Source organism: Nocardioides silvaticus, from assembly GCF_003160695.1.
GTDB lineage: Bacteria > Actinomycetota > Actinomycetes > Propionibacteriales > Nocardioidaceae > Nocardioides > Nocardioides silvaticus.
Genome location: NZ_QGDD01000001.1, coordinates 600,172 through 616,749 on the forward strand (window position 1 = coordinate 600,172; position 16,578 = coordinate 616,749).

The window sequence follows — 16,578 nt, forward strand, 5'->3', positions numbered from 1 at the left end:
CATCCGGGAAGGGGTCAGCAGGCGACGCCGCGGCCCTTCGTGAGAGACGCCCCCTTCGGGGTCTTCTTCCCGCGAGCCAGGTCGAAGCCGCGCACCCAGTCGATCCGAATGTCGGTCTTCTTCATCTCGGTGTCGTTCCCTTCACCGACGAGCCTCATCCGCACCGTCATCGGGGTCTTCGGCAGTGCCGCGGCGGCCGCCAACGACGCGACCGCGGTGCCGTTGACGAACCAGGTGATCCGCTTCTTGGTGATCTGGAGACCGTAGAACCGGTCGTCCTCGTCCCCCTTGCGACCGAAACCCTTGAGCGTCTTCCGCCACGAGGTGCCGCCGGCATTGGCCTGGATCTTCACCGTCGACCCGCCGACCACGGTGTCGGCGACGGTGATGTTGTGCCTGCCGCAGTCGTACTGCGCCGGGTCCTCGGGGACCAGCTCGACGACGAACCGGTAGGGCTTCCCGCCGGGGGCGTCCCGGTCCGGGTAGAAGTGGATCCGCTCCCGCAGCTCCCACCGGCCGCGCTTCGCCGGGAGTCCCTCCAGCCGGAGGGTGGTGGTCCCGCGATCCGGGGCGTTGGTGGACTGCGCAACCTCGCCGCTGTGGAACTCGAGCCCGCCGCCGTACTTCACGACCCGGCCGGTGCCGGTGGAGTCGTCGGACCAGGAGCCGAGTCCGAACTTGCGGCCCGTGTAGGCCCCGTCTCCCAGGGACTCACCGAACTCCCACCCGAAGTCCCACTGTGCCTCGCCCCAGCCGTAGCGCTTGGCGGCCGTCGTCCCGTCGGTCGCCCGGGCCGCCGCCACGGGGCCGGGCGCTTCCGCGGTGACGGGTGCGAGGGTCGCCGGCCCGACGACGAGCGCGGTCGCCAGGACCAGGAGCCGCAGCGTGGAGCCCCTCATCGGAGGACCTCCACCATGACGGTGAACGGGTGCGACTGGTGCCACCCGATGTCGTCGCCGCCCTGCTGCCAGTCGTCCAGCCGGATCCTGTAGGTCAGGGTGCCTGGGGTGGTCACCAGGATGCCCGAGAACGTGATCTGGCCCCCGGCGTCGACCGTGCCGGTCCGGACCGTTTCCCACTCCCCCGTGTCGTCGCGGACCTGCAGCGCGGCCCCGCGCCCCTCGATGATCGGGCGGTCGTCCTGCGGACGGAGCCGGGTGTCCCCGCCCAGCACGAGGAGGCTGCCGACCGTTGCCGACGTGGGTCCGGTGACCTCGACGTCCGGGAACACGGAGTGGAACTGGTAGTCCTCGGTGTCCACACCGCCGCCCGCGAGCTGGAACCACGGGTTGTTCATCGCAGGTGCGGGAAAGTCGAAGTCGAAGCTGCCGTCCGGTCGGGTGACGATGCTGAAGTCCTCACCGGTGCGGGGGTCCGGGACGCGGACCCAGGGCGAGGTCTTGTTGCCGCGGCGCTCCATGAACAGCCTGACCCCGCCCTTGCCCACGTCGCCGGAGAAGTGCAGCAGCTGGCCGCCAGTGGTGTGGCCGTCGGAGTAGGAGGTGTACGGGGTGACCGTCAATGTCCCGGCCCTCGCTGCCGCCCCCGACCCACTGGGCAGCAGGAACAGGGCGCCGACGATCGCGGCCACCGGGAACCAGAGGAGGACGGACGCCGGACGTCGCCGCATCGAGATCTTCATCGCCCTGCAATCTAGGACGTCCCTCGGGTTCCCTGCACCCTTTCGGGCACTAACGTTGCCGTCCATGACAACGCCCGACGTCGACGTCCTCCTCTCGAAGGCACGCGCCTGGGTCGCCGAGGACCCGGACGAGCGCACGCGGTCGGAGCTCCAGGACCTGATCACCCGCATCGAGGACGACGCCGGCGACGCCGCCGATGACGTCGCCGACCTGGCCGACCGGTTCCGCGGCACCCTCGAGTTCGGCACTGCGGGCCTGCGGGGCGCCCTCGGCGCGGGTCCCAACCGGATGAACCGGGTCGTCGTCATCCGCGCGGCGGCCGGCCTGGCGTCGTACCTCATGGACAACGGCGCCGCCGCCGGCAGCCCCGTCGTCATCGGATACGACGCGCGCCACAACTCCGACGTCTTCGCGCAGGACACCGCCGAGGTGATGAGCGGGGCCGGGCTGACGCCGCTGCTCATGCCGCGGCCGCTCCCGACGCCGCTGCTGGCCTACGCGATCCGCGAGCTCGGCTGCGTCGCGGGCGTGATGGTCACGGCCAGCCACAACCCGCCCCAGGACAACGGCTACAAGGTCTACCTCGGCGACGGCAGCCAGATCGTGCCTCCGGCCGACGCCGAGATCGCGGCCCGGATCGCGGCCGTCGGCACCCTTGCGTCCGTGCCGCGGGAGCCCCTGAAGGCGACCGGCGGCCGGGTGCTCGACGAGGGCATCGTCGACTCCTACCTCGACACCGTCGCCGCGCTCGCCGACGACGGCCCGCGCGACCTCGCGGTCGTCTACACCCCGCTGCACGGCGTCGGCGGCACCTCGGTCGTCCAGGTGCTCGAGACCGCGGGCTTCTCCTCGCCGCAGGTGGTCGAGGCCCAGGAGCAGCCGGACGCCGAATTCCCGACCGTCGCGTTCCCCAACCCCGAAGAACCCGGCGCGATGGACCTCGCGCTGGCGCTCGCCGAGAGCAACGACGCCGACCTCGTGGTGGCCAACGATCCTGACGCCGACCGGTGCGCTGCCGCGATCCCGGGCCCGGACGGCTGGCGGATGCTGCGCGGCGACGAGGTCGGCGCCCTCCTCGCCTCCCACCTCCTGCGGCGCGGCAAGCGCGGCACCTACGCCACCTCGATCGTGTCCTCCTCGCTGCTCGGCAAGCTGGCGGCGGCCGCCGGCCAGGAGCACGTCGAGACGCTGACCGGCTTCAAGTGGATCGGCCGGCTGCCGGGACTGGCCTTCGGCTACGAGGAGGCGCTCGGCTACTGCGTCGACCCCGAGCACGTCGCGGACAAGGACGGGGTCTCGGCCCTGCTGCTCCTCTGCGAGCTCGCCGCCGCCGCGAAGGCCGACGGCCTCGGCCTGCAGGACCTGCTCGACGAGATCGCGGTCGAGCACGGGCTGCACGCGACCGACCAGGTGTCGGTGCGGGTCACCGACCTCGGCGAGATCGCGACCGCGATGGCCCGGCTCCGCGAGACGCCACCGCAGGAGCTGGGCGGGCTCGCGGTCGAGCAGGCCGAGGACCTCAGCACGGGCAGCGCGGACCTGCCCCCGACCGACGGCCTCCGCTACCGGCTGGCCGACGGCGCCAGGGTGATCGTGCGCCCGAGCGGCACCGAGCCCAAACTGAAGTGCTACCTCGAGGTGGTCGTCCCGGTCGCGGACGGCGACGTCGCCGCGGCCCGGGCGGCGGCGAGCACCACCCTCGAGGCGATGAAGGCCGACGTCGCGGCTGCCGCCGGCATCGCGCCGTAGCAGCGGTCAGAGGAACGCGGTCACGACGACCGCGAGACCGAAGCCCGTGAGCAGGCCGATCTCGGGCCAGGCCCGCTCGGTGACCGCCTCCTCGGCCAGCACCTGCTGCTCGTCGGAGTAGCGCTCGACCCCCTGCCGGGCCCGGGCGTCCTCGGCCCGCTTGTCGATGCGGCGCTCGACGATGGCGCCGTACGACAGCTTCCCGATCTCGGCGCCCGTCACCGCCCCGCGCTGGTCGTCGCGGCGCGCCTGCCACATACTGCGGCTGACCCCGGAGCAGGTGAACCGCCGCGCGCCGGCGCTCACGGCCAGCCACTGCCGCACCACGACCTGCTCGATCGCTGCCAGCGGCACCCGCGAGGTGCTCACCGGGTTGCGGAGGACGAGGCGGTCCCCCTCGATCGCGACGGAGGGCCGGATCAGCACGACCCAGATGCCGACCGCGGCCAGCCCGCAACACGCGTAGACCACGGGCGGGTAGGCCTGCCCGATGCCCGGGATCCCCAGCACCACGACGAGCCCGACGAGCGCCAGGCCCAGGCCGCCGAGGACCCGGCCGCCCCATGTCGTGAACCGCTCGTCCCGCTCTTGCGTCACCTGGGGTCCGCCCTCTCCTCGGATCGTTGCTGGCTGGTGCTCGACAGTTGTCGTCCGACAACCTCCCAAGCCTATGCTGGGTTGATGCCAGTCACCGCCTCCACGGCCCCGTCCCCGGGGCTCTCGGCATACGCCGACGTCACCGCCAGCGAGGCCTCGCTCCGCCGGTTCCTCCACGGCCTTCCGGGCGTCGACCAGGTCGGCGCCGAGGCTCGTGCCGCAGGGCTCGGGACCCGCTCGATCAAGACCACCGCGAAGGCCCTGGCGCTCGACCTCGCCATCACGATGGTCGACCTCACGACGCTCGAGGGCCAGGACACCCCCGGCAAGGTCCGCGCGCTCGCCAACAAGGCGCTGCGCCCCGACCCGGCCGACCCGACCTGCCCCGCCGTCGCCGCCGTCTGCGTCTACGGCGACATGGTCGGGGTCGTGAAGGAGGTCGTCGGCGACAAGGTCAACGTGGCGGCCGTGGCGACCGCGTTCCCGAGCGGTCGGGCCTCGATGGAGGTCAAGCTGGCCGACACCCGCGAGGCGGTCGCGGCCGGTGCCGACGAGATCGACATGGTGATCGACCGGGGCGCGTTCCTCGCGGGCCGCTACCTCCAGGTCTACGAGGAGATCGTCGCCGTCAAGGAGGCGTGCGGCAGCGCCCACCTCAAGGTGATCTTCGAGACCGGCGAGCTCCAGACCTACGACAACGTACGACGCGCCTCCTGGCTGGCGATGCTCGCGGGCACCGACTTCATCAAGACCTCAACCGGAAAGGTCCAGCCGGCGGCGACGCTGCCGGTCACCCTGGTGATGCTCGAGGCGGTCCGCGACTTCCGCGAGGCCACCGGCGTCCAGATCGGCGTGAAGCCCGCCGGCGGTATCCGCACCGCCAAGGACGCGATCAAGTACCTCGTGATGGTCAACGAGGTCGCCGGCCCGGACTGGCTGACCCCGACCTGGTTCCGCTTCGGCGCGTCCACCCTCCTCAACGAGCTGCTGATGCAGCGCACCAAGCTCGCCACCGGCCGTTACAGCGGTCCCGACTACTTCACCCTGGACTGACGATGAACTTCGAGTACGCACCGGCGCCCGAGTCACGGGCGATCGTCGACATCAAGCCGTCCTACGGCCTCTTCATCGACGGCGACTTCGTCGACGGCCACGGCACCGCCTTCAAGTCGGTCAACCCGGCGACGGAGGAGACGCTCGCCGAGATCGCCGAGGCGGACGCCGCCGACGTCGACCGCGCCGTCAAGGCCGCCCGCAAGGCGTTCCGCGGCTGGTCACGGATGCCCGGCCGCGAGCGGTCCAAGTACCTCTACCGGATCGCGCGGATCATCCAGGAGCGCAGCCGCGAGCTCGCCGTGCTGGAGTCGATCGACAACGGCAAGCCGATCAAGGAGAGCCGCGACGTCGACGTCCCGATCGTCGCCGCGCACTTCTTCTACTACGCCGGCTGGGCCGACAAGCTGGAGCACGCCGGCCTCGGCGCCAACCCGCAGCCGCTCGGGGTCGCCGGCCAGGTCATCCCCTGGAACTTCCCGCTGCTCATGCTCGCGTGGAAGATCGCGCCCGCGCTCGCCTGCGGCAACACCGTGGTGCTGAAGCCGGCCGAGACCACGCCGCTGACCGCGCTGCTGTTCGCCGAGATCTGTCAGCAAGCGGATCTTCCGAACGGGGTCGTCAACATCGTCACCGGTGCCGGCGCGACCGGCGAGGCGCTCGTGACGCACCCCGACGTCGACAAGGTCGCCTTCACCGGCTCCACCGGCGTCGGCAAGGCGATCGCCCGCTCGATCGCCGGCACCGACAAGAAGGCGACTCTGGAGCTCGGTGGCAAGGCCGCCAACATCGTCTTCGACGACGCCCCGATCGACCAGGCCGTCGAGGGCATCGTCGGCGGGATCTTCTTCAACCAGGGCCACGTGTGCTGCGCCGGCTCCCGGCTCCTCCTCCAGGAGTCGGTCGCCGAGGAGGTCATGGCCAAGCTCAAGCGCCGGATGGCCACGCTGCGCGTCGGCGACCCGCTCGACAAGAACACCGACATCGGCGCCATCAACTCCGCCGCCCAGCTGGCCCGGATCCGCGCGCTCGCCGAGATCGGCGAGGACGAGGGCGCCGAGCGCTGGTCGCCGCCGTGCGAGCTGCCGTCGGCCGGCTACTGGTTCCCGCCGACCGTCTTCACCGGCGTCTCCCAGGCCCACCGGATCGCCCGCGAGGAGATCTTCGGGCCGGTGCTCTCGGTGCTGACCTTCCGCACGCCCGCCGAGGCCGTCGAGAAGGCCAACAACACGCCCTACGGCCTGTCCGCCGGCGTCTGGACGGAGAAGGGCTCCCGGATCCTCTTCATGGCCGACCGGCTCCGCGCCGGCGTGGTCTGGGCCAACACGTTCAACAAGTTCGACCCGGCCAGCCCGTTCGGCGGCTACAAGGAGTCGGGCTACGGCCGCGAAGGTGGCCGCCAGGGCCTCTCCGCCTACCTGAAGGCTGGTGCCTGATGGCGCGCATCGACGTCCGCAAGACCTACAAGCTCTACATCGGCGGGGCGTTCCCGCGCTCGGAGTCCGGTCACTCCTACGAGGTGCAGGACAGCAAGGGGAAGTTCGTGGCCAACGCCGCCAAGGCGTCGCGCAAGGACGTGCGGGACGCGGTCGTCGCGGCCCGCAAGGCGTTCCCCGGCTGGTCCGGGCGCACCGCCTACAACCGGGCGCAGATCCTCTACCGGATCGCCGAGGTGATGGAGGACCGCCGCCCGCAGTTCGTGCAGGCCGTGCAGCAGTCCGAGGGGGGCAGCGCCGCCGCGGCCGGGCGCCAGGTCGACGAGGCCATCGACCGCCTGGTCTGGTACGCAGGCTGGGCCGACAAGCTCGCCCAGGTGGTCGGCAACGCCAACCCCGTGGCCGGGCCGTTCTTCAACCACTCCGCGCCCGAGCCGACCGGCGTCGTCGGCGTGCTCGCGCCGCAGTCGTCGTCGCTGCTCGGTCTGGTCAGCGTGGTCGCCCCGGTCATCGTCACCGGCAACACGACGGTCGTCGTGTCGTCGTACTCCCGGCCGCTGCCGGCCGTCACCTTCGCCGAGGTGCTCGCGACCTCCGACGTCCCCGGCGGCGTGGTGAACCTGCTGACCGGCGACGCCGCGTCGCTCGGGCCCTGGCTGGCCGCGCACATGGACGTCAACGCCATCGACCTCTGCGGCCTCGCCGGTGACGACGCCGTCACCACCGAGCTCGAGGTCGCCGCCGCCGACAACCTCAAGCGGGTCCGCCGCGCCCCGGCCGCCGAGCCGGACTGGACGGCCGCCCCGGCCCTGTCGACGATGACGGACTTCCTGGAGATCAAGACCGTCTGGCACCCGATCGGGGTGTGACGTCCGCGCGGCGCCGCTTACCGCCGTAAGCGGCGTGGGGGTGGCTCGGCTGTCCGATCGGCGGCCGACCCCCTCGTTGTGACTAGTCCGCACCAGGCCGTTCGACCGTGGAGCCGCGCCGCTGCGGCAGGTCAAACTTCTCGTAGTGCCGTTGTCACACCTGATGCAGGTGTGGAACGATATCGGTACTGATACACGTGACCGGGCGCCGCTCCTGCCGCCCGACCACTGGTTGAGAGAAGTTTTCTCGGCTTTTGGCCGGCCTATGACGGGGGTCCATGGTGCTCAGATTGCGTTGGCGACGACGGGACGGGGTCCCCGCGCGCCCCGGCGACGGTCGCTGGACTGAGGTCCAAGAGCGCCCGCGAAGTGTGGCCCAGGGGGCCAAGAGGTCCGCGGCGGAATCGGATGAGATGGATCGTCACCTCTCCTCACCCCTGGATCTCGGACCGTTGATGACCCGCACGTCCCCCTCGTCCGCCCGCCGCCTGGGCGGCCCGATCGCCACCGCCCTGCTGCTCGCGGCCCCGCTGCTCGCCGCCGTCGGCGTCGTCTCGACCTCCGCCGAGGCCACGGAGAGCACCAGCCCCACCGCGGCGGCCTCCTCGTCGAGCCTCAAGCCCGGCCTGCAGGGCCTGGTCGTGACCAAGCCGGACGCGATCAAGACCGTCCCCTACGCCACCTTCGCCTCGGTGAAGCTGCCCTGGAACACGATCGAGACCGCACCGGGTCGCTACGACTTCTCCTACGTCGACAAGGTGCTGCGCGACAACCCCGGTCAGAGGTTCCGGCTGCGGTTCATGTCGGGCATCCACGCGCCGCAGTGGGTCAAGGAGCGCTCGGGCGGCTGCGTCGAGGTCCGGCCCGACTCGCCCAACGGCAACTCCGGCTGCGTCCCGCGCTACTGGACCGACGCGTTCCACGCCGACTACACCGCCCTGATGCGGGCGGTCGCGAACCGCTACGAGGCCGACCCACAGGTGGTCGAGATCGCCAACAGCGAGTGCACGACGATCTACGCGGAGCCGTTCATCCTCGGCGCCGACAGCGCCTCGGTCGACCGCCTCTGGAAGGCCGGCTACAACAAGGCCCTGCACGGGCAGTGCCTGCGCCGTTCCACCGACACCCTGGTGAACCTGTTCCCGACCACGCGGATCTCCCTCGCGGGCCACTCGAAGTGGCAGTTCATCGTCCCCGGGCCCGGCGGCTACGGCGACGGCACGTTCGCCTCCTCCTGGGAGGACGAGCGGTCGATGCTCAACGAGCTGTCCGGCCGGTACGGCAGCCAGCTCGTCTTCGACGACCACGGCCTCGGCCCCGACGACGCCATGTGCGCGGCGCCGGGGCAGCCCCTGGCCACCGCGACCAGTTGGTACTGCTACATGGCAGGCCTGTCGAGGACGGGCTCGACGACGTACGGCTGGCAGTTCACGCTCAACGGCGGGTCGATGGAGGAGGCCGCCGACGCCGGGGTCGAGATGGGCGCGTGCTTCCTCGAGTTCGCCGCGTTCCAGGCGCTGTCGGAGACCAAGCGCCGCGCGGTCCACGAGCAGCTGATCGACAACTGCGACGACCACTCGACGGACCCCACGGACCCCACCGATCCGACGGACCCGACCGATCCCACGGACCCGACCGACCCGACCGAACCCACCGACCCCACCGACCCCACGGGCCCGGAGCTGGTCAACGAGGTGCCGCCCACGGTCGACGGAGAGGCGGCGGTCGACCAGCCGCTCACGGCGCACCCCGGGACCTGGTCGCCGGCACCGGAGACCATCACCTACCAGTGGCTGCGCAACGGCCGCCCGATCGCGGGCGCCACCGAGGCGACGTACGTCGTCGGCCTCCGTGACGCGGGTGACCGGATCAAGGTGAAGGTCACCGCCGCCGCGTCCGCCCACGCCCCCAGCGAGGCGGTCAGCGAGAAGGTGCGCGTGGCGAAGCTCGACACGCGGACGACGGCCCGGCTGCCGCGAGCCCGGACCCACTCGCACCGCCCGAAGGTGGCCGTCCAGGTGCTCACCGACGCAGGCCCGGCCTGGGGCAAGGTCGTCGTGACCAGCCACGGCCGCCGGGTCGGCAAGGCCTGGTTGCACGACGGCAGGGCGAAGGTGCGGCTGCACCGGATGCGACACGGCAGCCACAAGCTGGTGGTGCGGTTCCTGCCGACGTCGAGCCTGCGGTACTCCCGCGCGGACGCAGTCCGGGTCCACATCAAGCGCTGACCGGGAGCCGCACTAGAGTGGTTCGGTGCCCGCCCGCGTGATCGTGCTCGCCGGACCCTCCGGCGCCGGGAAGTCCCGGCTCGCCGAGCGGCTGGGCCACCGGTTCGGCTGGCCCACGCTCCGTCTCGACGACTTCTACCGCGACGGCGACGAGGCGGACCTGCCGAGGATCGTGGACGGCGCGAACGCGGGTCTCGTGGACTGGGACCACCCCGGCACCTGGCACCGCGAGGACGCCGTCGCCGCGCTGCTCGAGCTCTGCCGCACGGGTGCCGCCGACGTGCCGGTCTACTCGCTCTCGGAGAGCCGGCGCACCGGCGCCCAGCGGCTCGACCTCGGCGGCGCGCCGGTGTTCTGCGCGGAAGGGATCTTCGCACCCGAGGTCGTCGCGGCGTGCCGCGAGGCGGGCGTGCTCGAGGCCGCCTACTGCGTCACCCAGCACCGCGCGGTCACGTTCTGGCGTCGGTTGACCCGCGACCTGCGCGAGCACCGCAAGCCGCCCCTGGTCCTCCTCCGGCGGGGGCTGGCGCTGGCGCGCGCGCAGCGCGACGTCGTACGACGCGCCGTGGACGCCGGCTGCCGGGTCGCCACCGGCGATGCCGCGTACGACGAGATCGTGGCCGGTCACCTCGGCCCCGCCACCCGCTCCGGCTCGGCGTCCAAGCGTGGACTGGCCGGCTGACCTCGACCCGCGCGCACTGCAGCAACCGGACCGGGTGAGCTGCGGCGCGGTCAGCGTCGTCGTCGCCCGCGCGCTCGTCGAGGGCGACCGCCCCGAGGACCCGGCCGCCGCTGCCCGCGAGGAGCACCGACGGCTGACGTCGTCCCGCAGCGCGCGAGACCGGATGCAAATGCCCTGGCCGCGCCGGTTCGGCACTCCTCCGTGGGCGGTCGCCAACGCCCTCACCAGCATCACCGGCGAGCGGGTCGCCACCGTCAACGCGCGGCCGCGGGCGGCGGTCGGCTTCGACATCCTCGTCGAGCAGGTCCGCACCCGGCCCGTCGCCGTCTACGTCGGCAACCGCTGGCTCCCTCGCCACGTCGTGCTCGCGTTCGCGGCCCGTGGCGAGGAGGTCCGCCTCTTCGACCCCGCCCGCGGCGCCGTCGTCGACGTCCCCGAGGAGCGGTGGGTCACCCACCGGGTCGGCGTCGCCGGCTGGTCCCACCTCTGGTTCGTCGTCTGATCTTGCCGGCGCGTCCCGTCAGGCGTGCTCGCGGTACCAGGGCTTGATCGTGTCCATGATCAGCCGGTAGCGCTCGTCGTACGGCAGGAACGCCGACTTCATCGCGTTGACGGTCAGCCACTCGACCTTGTCGAGTCCCCACCCGAACGCCTCGCAGAGCAACTGGTGCTCGCGGGTCATCGAGGTGCTGCTCATCAGCCGGTTGTCGGTGTTGACGGTCACCCGGAACCGCAGGTCGGCCAGCAGGCCGATCGGGTGCTCGGCGATCGAGGGGGCGGCGCCGGTCTGCAGGTTCGACGACGGGCACATCTCCAGCGGGATCCGCTTGTCCCGGACGTACGACGCGAGCAGTCCCAGCTTCGCCGTGCCGTCCTCGGCGACGGCGATGTCGTCGATGATCCGGACGCCGTGACCGAGCCGGTCGGCGCCGCACCACTGGACGGCCTCCCAGATCGACGGCAGCCCGAACGCCTCGCCGGCGTGGCAGGTGGCGTGGCCGTTCTCCTGGCGGACGTAGTCGAAGGCGTCGAGGAACCGGGTCGGCGGGTAGCCCGCCTCCGGGCCGGCGATGTCGAAGCCGGCGACACCGTGGTCGCGGTAGCGGATCGCGAGCTCGGCGATCTCCAGCGACGGCGCGGCCTGCCGCATCGCGGTCAGCAGCTGTCGCACGACGATCCGGCCGCCGCTCGCCTCGACACCCTGCGCGAAGCCCTCGGCCACCGCGCCGACCACCTCGTCGAGCGTCAGCCCCTGCTGCACGTGCAGCTCGGGGGCGTAGCGGATCTCGGCGTAGACGACGCCGTCCGCGGCCAGGTCCTCCGCACACTCCCGGGCGACCCGGGTCAGCGCCGGAGCCGACTGCATCACGCCGACGGTGTGCTCGAACGTCTCGAGGTAGCGGACCAGCGAGCCCGAGTCGGCCGACTCGGCGAACCACGCGCCGAGGGACTCCGGGTCGCTGGCCGGCAGCTCGTGGCCGGACTCGGCAGCGAGCTCGACGATCGTCGCCGGCCGCAGGCCACCGTCCAGATGGTCGTGCAGGAGCACCTTCGGCGCGGACCTCAACTCATCGACCGTGGGCACGCGTGTAGGTTCCATGCCGAGCATTGTTCCACCGTGGCCAACCGGCGCACACGACAAGCACCACACGGCAGCACGACAAGCAAGGAGAGGGCATGCGGGTCTTCACCACGTTCGAGGAGCTCGAGGCCGCCGCCGGTCAGGAGATCGGCACGAGTGACTGGGTGACGATCGACCAGCGGCGGGTGAACCAGTTCGCCGACGCCACCGGTGACCACCAGTGGATCCACGTCGACGTCGAGCGCGCCAAGGCGGGTCCGTTCGGCGGCACCATCGCCCACGGCTACCTCACCCTGGCCCTGATCCCGTGGCTCGGCAGCCAGGTCTTCAAGCTCGCCACGCCGGGCGCCAAGCTCAACTACGGCATCAACAAGGTGCGGTTCCCCACTCCCCTGCGCGTCGGCTCCCGCATCCGGATCCACGTCACGATCGCCAACGTCGCCGACCTGCCGACTGGCAAGCAGCTGACCGTGAAGCACTCGATCGAGATCGAGGGCCAGGACAAGCCGGCCTGCGTCGCTGAAACCGTCGTCCTGCTGCTGCCTAGCTGACGAGCGTTCCCGGCACCAGCTCCTCGGCCAGCGCCTCGGTCTCCGCCTCGAGCTGCACGTCGCGCGAGTCGAGCATCAACCGCATCTCGTCGACGACGGCGATCGCGGCCGGACCACCCGGTCCGTCGAACTCCGCCCGCATCAGGTCGCGCCACAGCAGCTGGGAGTGCGGCACCAGCCGGAGCCCGGCCCGGGCCGCGCCCGCCGCCCCGTCGGGGTCGTCGGTGGACAGCTCGACCAGCCGGTGCGCCGTCGCCTCGACGGAGTCGGCAACCGTGGTGTCGAGCCGGGTGCGCGCCAGCCAGCTGTAGCGGCCGCGCTCGCGCCCGTCGAGGAACGGTCCGCGGACCAGCTGGAGAGCGCGGCGGAGCAGCTCCTTCTCGGTGCGGACCGCCGCTCCGCGAGAGCGTTGCACCAGCGTGCAGAACGCGTGCCAGTCGACCGCGACGTCGTCGGCGAGGAACAGCCGGCCCTCGTCGTTCTCGCGGAGCAGGTAGGTGCCGTCGGCCGCCTGGCCGAGCCACTCGCGCACGCGCTCGATCGTCGCGTTCCGGACCTCGGCCGTGACGCCGCGCGGCCACACCGACGCGGCGAGCACGCTCGGGTGCACGGGTGCGGTCTGGAGGGCGAGGTACGTCGCCACCTCCCTCGCGAGACCGAGCCGCACCTCGTCCATCGTGCCCGGGACCTTCACCTCGTGCGCCCCGAGGACGCCGACCCGAACGGCCGCCGACGCCCAGTGCGCGTCGTCGCCCGGCCGCGGCGCCCGCGGGATGAGGACGCTGCCGTCGATGGCCGGCGAGCGCTGCTCGCGGGCCTTGGCGAACAGCGCGGCGAGCTGCACGGCGCTGCGCTCGGTCAGCCGGACCGCCGAGACCGACAGGTCCAGCAGTGGCAGGGCGAGGTGGCCGGACTCGTCCACGGTGAGGTGCCACCGGGTCCCCGGCAGCTTGCCGACCGCCACGACACCCAGGCCGCGGTCGCCGGTGCGGATCATCGGCTGCAGCCGCTCGACGAGGTCGTCGCCGGGCACGGCACCGAGCATCAGGTACTGCGGCGTCAGGTCGGGCCGGCGCCCCACCCGCCCGGACAGCACGTCGGAGCCGTTGCGGTCCGGGCGGTGGCTCTCGAAGTCCGCGACCAGCGCCGACAGGTCGTCGACGACGCCGAAGCTGCTGTCGGCGATGTCGGCGAGCACCGGCGACAGCTCGTGGGCGTGCACCCGCTGGTCGTCCGACCACGGCGAGGTGACCAGCTGGACGGCGAGGGCCGAGACCACCTCGCGCGCCACGGCGTCGGCACCCGAGACCGACGCCGGGCCGCCGACGGCCTCGAGGTCGATGAGCACGTCGGCGCCGGCGTCGTCACGGCCGATGCAGACCAGACCGGGGTACGGCGCGTTGCCGAGCGGGCCTTGGTCGACCTCGGCGGACTCGCGGTCGAGCCGCCACCGCCGTCCCTCCTTGAGCGCGATCCACGGCGCCGGCGGGCGCGGCGCGGCCGGGGCGATGCGCAGCTCGATCTCGGCGTCGTCGACGGTGAGCGCGTAGACCGGCGGCAGGGCGATGCCCTCGGCGGGGGCGGTCACGGCGAGCCGGCGGAGCGCCCGGTCGACCCGCTCGGCGCGGTCCAGGTCGGCGCCGACGAGCAGCGCGACCTCGGTGTCGAGGTCGGCCGCGGACAGGTCCGCGCCGCGGCGCCGGCGCCGCTCCGCGGCGATCGCGCCGGCGAGGGAGGCGGCCAGCAGACCACCGCCGAGCAGGTCACCGGCCAGGCCGTCGTACGTCGCCTCGACGGCGTCGGCCCGCTCCTCGGCGACCTCGACGGCGGGCATCCGCTCGCGGCGGTCGTCGTTGGCGGCCTCGTGCCGGTCCCCTGCCCGCTCGGCCTGCTCGACGCGGTCCACCCGGTCGGCGCCCACGGCGTCGTCGGGAAGCACCAGCACCCAGCCGGGCTGGATCAGCCGGCCGATCACGAGCTCGCCCCCGTCCGGCTGTGGCCGGCCCTTGTTGAGCTCGAAGATCTCCTTCCACCGACGGCCGTCGCCCAGGTGCTCCTCGGCGATGTCCCACAGGTTGTGGTGGTAGCGACCCTCCGGCGGCTTCACCGTGACGACCTTGCGGCCGAGGGACGCGCCGGCGGCGTCGGCCACCTCGGCCAGCTTCTCCTTGGTCTCGGTGAACAGCGCGGGCGCGGTGAAGCCGTCGGGCGCGACGTTCTCCATCGGCCGGCCCTGCCCGTCCGGCGTCGCGATCGCGGACGTCGCCTCCCGCTGCTGGCGACCCGCGTCGTCGGCCGAGGCGGCTCCGCCGGTGCCGATGACCGACGCGCCCACCAGGACGGTGCCGACCAGCGCACGCGCCAGCGCCTGCGAGCGCCCGGACAGCGGCACCGGTCGCGGCAGGACGCCACCCCGCAGCAGTGAGATCGCCTCGACCACCACGCAGATCGTGAACTGCAGCCAGGCCAGCCAGACGACGACCAGGAGCACGATGACCAGGGCGTCGAACGTCAGCGGCTGGGTCAGGTCGTCGCGCGACGGCAGACCGGTCGGGAACGGCGGCGCACCCTGCCAGAGCACCAGGCCCACCGGGATGCCGACGAGCAGCACCAGCAGCGCGAGCACGGCGCCGATCACCGCGAACGGCGAGGACCTCGGGGTGGACCGGCGGGCGCCGGGCGGCGGCGCGGAGAAGCGCGCGGGGCCGCGACGGGTCGGGTCGGACTGGTCGGTCTGGTTGGCGGTGCTCATTGCAGGATCTCGGCTTCCGAGGTCGCAGTTGCTTCGATGTCGAACTCGTTGATGCCGATCAGGTTGAGCATCAACGTCGGGACCCGGTCGCGGGCGGTGACGGTCACGGACTCGTCCGTCACCACGATCCGGATCCCCTCGTAGCCTCGGCCGGCGAGCACGGCGGCCGCCCGTTCGCGGGCCTCGGCGGGGTCGATGACGAGCACGTCGTCCGCGCGGAGCCTCAGCTCGTCGGTGGCCTGGGCGCCGGCGACAGCCGCCGCCTCGACGTCGTCGGCCAGTGTCATCCGGGCGTTCAGCGCCCCACCGCCGTCGACCACGAGACCGGCGACGACGAGGAGGGTGATCGCCATGCCGAGCACGAAGGCGGAGGCGGCTCCGCGCTCGTCGCGCCGGGTGCGGGTCATTCGAGCCTCCGGTAGGGGTCCAGCCGGACGTAGGAGTCGGCGTCGATCGTGACGTGGCCGGGGAGCCCGATCAGGGCGAGGTCGCCGTAGGGGATGTCGCAGGTGAGCCGGACGCTGACCGAGCCGTCGGGCCGCCAGTCGGCGTTGTAGCCGACCCGGCAGTCGGAGCCGTCGAGCGATGCGGCGATGGTGGCTCGGGCCGCCTGCTCGGCCTCGCCCCGGGTGTCCTCCAGCGCCGCGGCGCGGGCCGCGTCGCGGACCGCGGCCTCGATGTCCCCCTGGACGGCGACGTAGCGCCCACCGGCGACGACCAGCATCACGAACATCATGAGGAACGGCGCGAGGATGACGACCTCGACCGCCATCGAGCCGCGCTCGTCCCGAAGGTGACGGACCACCTTCGTCATGGCGCCGCCTCGTCCACGAACTCCTCGATCGGGCCCTCCACGGTCTGGCTCACCGTCGGCACCCCGATCGGGGAGAGCTCCTGCGCCTTCCCCGTCACCGTGACCCGGACCCGGTTGTCGCCGACCCGCTCGATCTTGATGGTCACGTCCTCGAGCACGCCCTTGCCGATGTTGCCGGCGTAGCGGTGCCCCTCCTGGATCGCGCGACCCTCGTCGTAGACCCGTGCCTGACGCGCGGTCTCGCGCGCCACGGCGCTCGCGGCCTGGTTGCCGAACCAGACGAGCGAGAACTGCACGGCGACGAAGATGATGAACATCAGCAGCGGTGTGTAGAGCACGAGCTCCACGCTGCTGACGCCTGCTTCGTCCCGCGCGCGACGACGGGGCCGACGGACCATGTCAGAGGCTGATCTGGCTGGACTTCCGGTCCACCGCGGTCGAGACAGCGACGCCGACCGCCCCGGCGATGCCGATCAGCAGGACCGTGATGATGACCCACTCGACCGCCGACACCCCCCGCTGGTCGTTCCGCACGCGGTCGAGGTGACCACCGAGAAGGATCCTCAGGTACTGGAATTCTGGACTCATCCGAGATCGTCCTTTCGTTTCGTTGGATACACCG

At 72.2% G+C, this 16,578-nt stretch carries 17 protein-coding genes; 8 read left to right on the plus strand and 9 right to left on the minus strand.

Going from position 1 to position 16,578, the window contains the following annotated elements:
- Nucleotides 1-14 precede the first annotated feature (14 nt).
- Nucleotides 15-899, minus strand: a complete 885-nt coding sequence (locus DJ010_RS02730; RefSeq protein ID WP_109692067.1) for a hypothetical protein — start codon at nucleotides 897-899, stop codon at nucleotides 15-17.
- Nucleotides 896-1,642: a hypothetical protein gene (locus DJ010_RS02735; RefSeq protein WP_109692068.1), complete on the minus strand. Its 747-nt coding sequence runs from the start codon at nucleotides 1,640-1,642 to the stop codon at nucleotides 896-898. The genes DJ010_RS02730 and DJ010_RS02735 overlap by 4 nt, the downstream gene beginning before the upstream one ends.
- Before the next feature lie 64 nt (nucleotides 1,643-1,706).
- Here DJ010_RS02735 and DJ010_RS02740 point away from each other — a divergent pair, with 64 nt between their 5' ends.
- Nucleotides 1,707-3,392 (plus strand): phospho-sugar mutase, encoded by a 1,686-nt coding sequence (locus tag DJ010_RS02740; RefSeq protein WP_109692069.1) that lies wholly within the window; start codon nucleotides 1,707-1,709, stop codon nucleotides 3,390-3,392.
- A gap of 6 nt (nucleotides 3,393-3,398) precedes the next feature.
- On the opposite strand, the gene DJ010_RS02745 is transcribed toward DJ010_RS02740, so the two are convergent.
- On the minus strand, nucleotides 3,399-3,989 hold the full coding sequence (locus DJ010_RS02745; protein ID WP_109692070.1) for a hypothetical protein: 591 nt from the start codon (nucleotides 3,987-3,989) through the stop codon (nucleotides 3,399-3,401).
- A gap of 84 nt (nucleotides 3,990-4,073) precedes the next feature.
- On the opposite strand from DJ010_RS02745, the gene deoC reads away from it, so the two are divergent.
- From deoC to DJ010_RS02775, 6 genes are all read left to right on the plus strand, one after another.
- Nucleotides 4,074-5,042 carry a deoxyribose-phosphate aldolase gene (gene deoC, locus DJ010_RS02750; RefSeq protein ID WP_109692071.1) on the plus strand — a complete coding sequence of 323 codons (969 nt, stop codon included), beginning with the start codon at nucleotides 4,074-4,076 and terminating at the stop codon, nucleotides 5,040-5,042.
- 2 nt (nucleotides 5,043-5,044) lie between these two features.
- On the plus strand, nucleotides 5,045-6,478 hold the full coding sequence (locus DJ010_RS02755; RefSeq protein WP_109692072.1) for an aldehyde dehydrogenase family protein: 1,434 nt from the start codon (nucleotides 5,045-5,047) through the stop codon (nucleotides 6,476-6,478).
- Nucleotides 6,478-7,347: an aldehyde dehydrogenase family protein gene (locus DJ010_RS02760; RefSeq protein WP_109692073.1), complete on the plus strand. Its 870-nt coding sequence runs from the start codon at nucleotides 6,478-6,480 to the stop codon at nucleotides 7,345-7,347. Before DJ010_RS02755 ends, DJ010_RS02760 begins: the two co-directional genes overlap by 1 nt.
- 455 nt (nucleotides 7,348-7,802) lie before the next feature.
- The gene (locus tag DJ010_RS02765; protein WP_109692074.1) at nucleotides 7,803-9,575 is read left to right on the plus strand and encodes a hypothetical protein; all 1,773 of its coding nucleotides are present in this window, start codon (nucleotides 7,803-7,805) and stop codon (nucleotides 9,573-9,575) included.
- Between the two features lie 25 nt (nucleotides 9,576-9,600).
- Nucleotides 9,601-10,257, plus strand: a complete 657-nt coding sequence (locus tag DJ010_RS02770; protein ID WP_109692075.1) for an ATP-binding protein — start codon at nucleotides 9,601-9,603, stop codon at nucleotides 10,255-10,257.
- Entirely contained in the window at nucleotides 10,241-10,759 is a 519-nt protein-coding gene (locus DJ010_RS02775) for a hypothetical protein (RefSeq protein ID WP_109692076.1), read from the plus strand. The genes DJ010_RS02770 and DJ010_RS02775 overlap by 17 nt, the downstream gene beginning before the upstream one ends.
- Nucleotides 10,760-10,777: 18 nt before the next feature.
- Here DJ010_RS02775 and DJ010_RS02780 read toward each other — a convergent pair whose 3' ends face one another.
- Complete coding sequence (locus DJ010_RS02780) at nucleotides 10,778-11,857, minus strand: adenosine deaminase (RefSeq protein ID WP_109692489.1); 1,080 nt, start codon at nucleotides 11,855-11,857, stop codon at nucleotides 10,778-10,780.
- A 77-nt stretch (nucleotides 11,858-11,934) separates the two neighbouring features.
- Between DJ010_RS02780 and DJ010_RS02785 the strand changes: the two genes are divergently transcribed.
- On the plus strand, nucleotides 11,935-12,390 hold the full coding sequence (locus DJ010_RS02785) for a MaoC family dehydratase (RefSeq protein WP_109692077.1): 456 nt from the start codon (nucleotides 11,935-11,937) through the stop codon (nucleotides 12,388-12,390).
- Here DJ010_RS02785 and DJ010_RS02790 read toward each other — a convergent pair.
- The 5 genes from DJ010_RS02790 to DJ010_RS21725 are packed head-to-tail and all read right to left on the minus strand — an operon-like array spanning nucleotide 12,383 to nucleotide 16,544.
- The gene (locus DJ010_RS02790; RefSeq protein WP_109692078.1) at nucleotides 12,383-15,142 is read right to left on the minus strand and encodes an AfsR/SARP family transcriptional regulator; all 2,760 of its coding nucleotides are present in this window, start codon (nucleotides 15,140-15,142) and stop codon (nucleotides 12,383-12,385) included. The genes DJ010_RS02785 and DJ010_RS02790 overlap by 8 nt on opposite strands.
- Nucleotides 15,139-15,549, minus strand: coding sequence for a pilus assembly protein TadE (locus tag DJ010_RS02795; RefSeq protein WP_109692079.1), 411 nt, complete (start codon nucleotides 15,547-15,549; stop codon nucleotides 15,139-15,141). The genes DJ010_RS02790 and DJ010_RS02795 overlap by 4 nt, the downstream gene beginning before the upstream one ends.
- Nucleotides 15,546-15,956 carry a TadE/TadG family type IV pilus assembly protein gene (locus DJ010_RS02800; RefSeq protein WP_109692080.1) on the minus strand — a complete coding sequence of 137 codons (411 nt, stop codon included), beginning with the start codon at nucleotides 15,954-15,956 and terminating at the stop codon, nucleotides 15,546-15,548. The genes DJ010_RS02795 and DJ010_RS02800 overlap by 4 nt, the downstream gene beginning before the upstream one ends.
- The gene (locus tag DJ010_RS02805) at nucleotides 15,953-16,303 is read right to left on the minus strand and encodes a TadE family protein (RefSeq protein WP_245927150.1); all 351 of its coding nucleotides are present in this window, start codon (nucleotides 16,301-16,303) and stop codon (nucleotides 15,953-15,955) included. Before DJ010_RS02805 ends, DJ010_RS02800 begins: the two co-directional genes overlap by 4 nt.
- Before the next feature lie 52 nt (nucleotides 16,304-16,355).
- Complete coding sequence (locus tag DJ010_RS21725; RefSeq protein WP_146207239.1) at nucleotides 16,356-16,544, minus strand: TadE/TadG family type IV pilus assembly protein; 189 nt, start codon at nucleotides 16,542-16,544, stop codon at nucleotides 16,356-16,358.
- Between the last annotated feature and the right edge of the window lie 34 nt (nucleotides 16,545-16,578).

What these genes read in the sequence shown, in the direction of transcription:
- DJ010_RS02755 (WP_109692072.1), top strand. Translation starts at nt 5,045, where the DNA reads ATGAACTTCGAGTACGCACCGGCGCCCGAGTCACGGGCGATCGTCGAC.
- DJ010_RS02760 (WP_109692073.1), top strand. Translation starts at nt 6,478, where the DNA reads ATGGCGCGCATCGACGTCCGCAAGACCTACAAGCTCTACATCGGCGGG.
- DJ010_RS02740 (WP_109692069.1), top strand. Translation starts at nt 1,707, where the DNA reads ATGACAACGCCCGACGTCGACGTCCTCCTCTCGAAGGCACGCGCCTGG.
- DJ010_RS02735 (WP_109692068.1), bottom strand. Translation starts at nt 1,642, where the DNA reads ATGAAGATCTCGATGCGGCGACGTCCGGCGTCCGTCCTCCTCTGGTTC.
- DJ010_RS02795 (WP_109692079.1), bottom strand. Translation starts at nt 15,549, where the DNA reads ATGACCCGCACCCGGCGCGACGAGCGCGGAGCCGCCTCCGCCTTCGTG.
- DJ010_RS02800 (WP_109692080.1), bottom strand. Translation starts at nt 15,956, where the DNA reads ATGACGAAGGTGGTCCGTCACCTTCGGGACGAGCGCGGCTCGATGGCG.
- deoC (WP_109692071.1), top strand. Translation starts at nt 4,074, where the DNA reads ATGCCAGTCACCGCCTCCACGGCCCCGTCCCCGGGGCTCTCGGCATAC.
- DJ010_RS02790 (WP_109692078.1), bottom strand. Translation starts at nt 15,142, where the DNA reads ATGAGCACCGCCAACCAGACCGACCAGTCCGACCCGACCCGTCGCGGC.
- DJ010_RS02780 (WP_109692489.1), bottom strand. Translation starts at nt 11,857, where the DNA reads ATGGAACCTACACGCGTGCCCACGGTCGATGAGTTGAGGTCCGCGCCG.
- DJ010_RS02765 (WP_109692074.1), top strand. Translation starts at nt 7,803, where the DNA reads ATGACCCGCACGTCCCCCTCGTCCGCCCGCCGCCTGGGCGGCCCGATC.
- DJ010_RS02730 (WP_109692067.1), bottom strand. Translation starts at nt 899, where the DNA reads ATGAGGGGCTCCACGCTGCGGCTCCTGGTCCTGGCGACCGCGCTCGTC.
- DJ010_RS02785 (WP_109692077.1), top strand. Translation starts at nt 11,935, where the DNA reads ATGCGGGTCTTCACCACGTTCGAGGAGCTCGAGGCCGCCGCCGGTCAG.
- DJ010_RS21725 (WP_146207239.1), bottom strand. Translation starts at nt 16,544, where the DNA reads ATGAGTCCAGAATTCCAGTACCTGAGGATCCTTCTCGGTGGTCACCTC.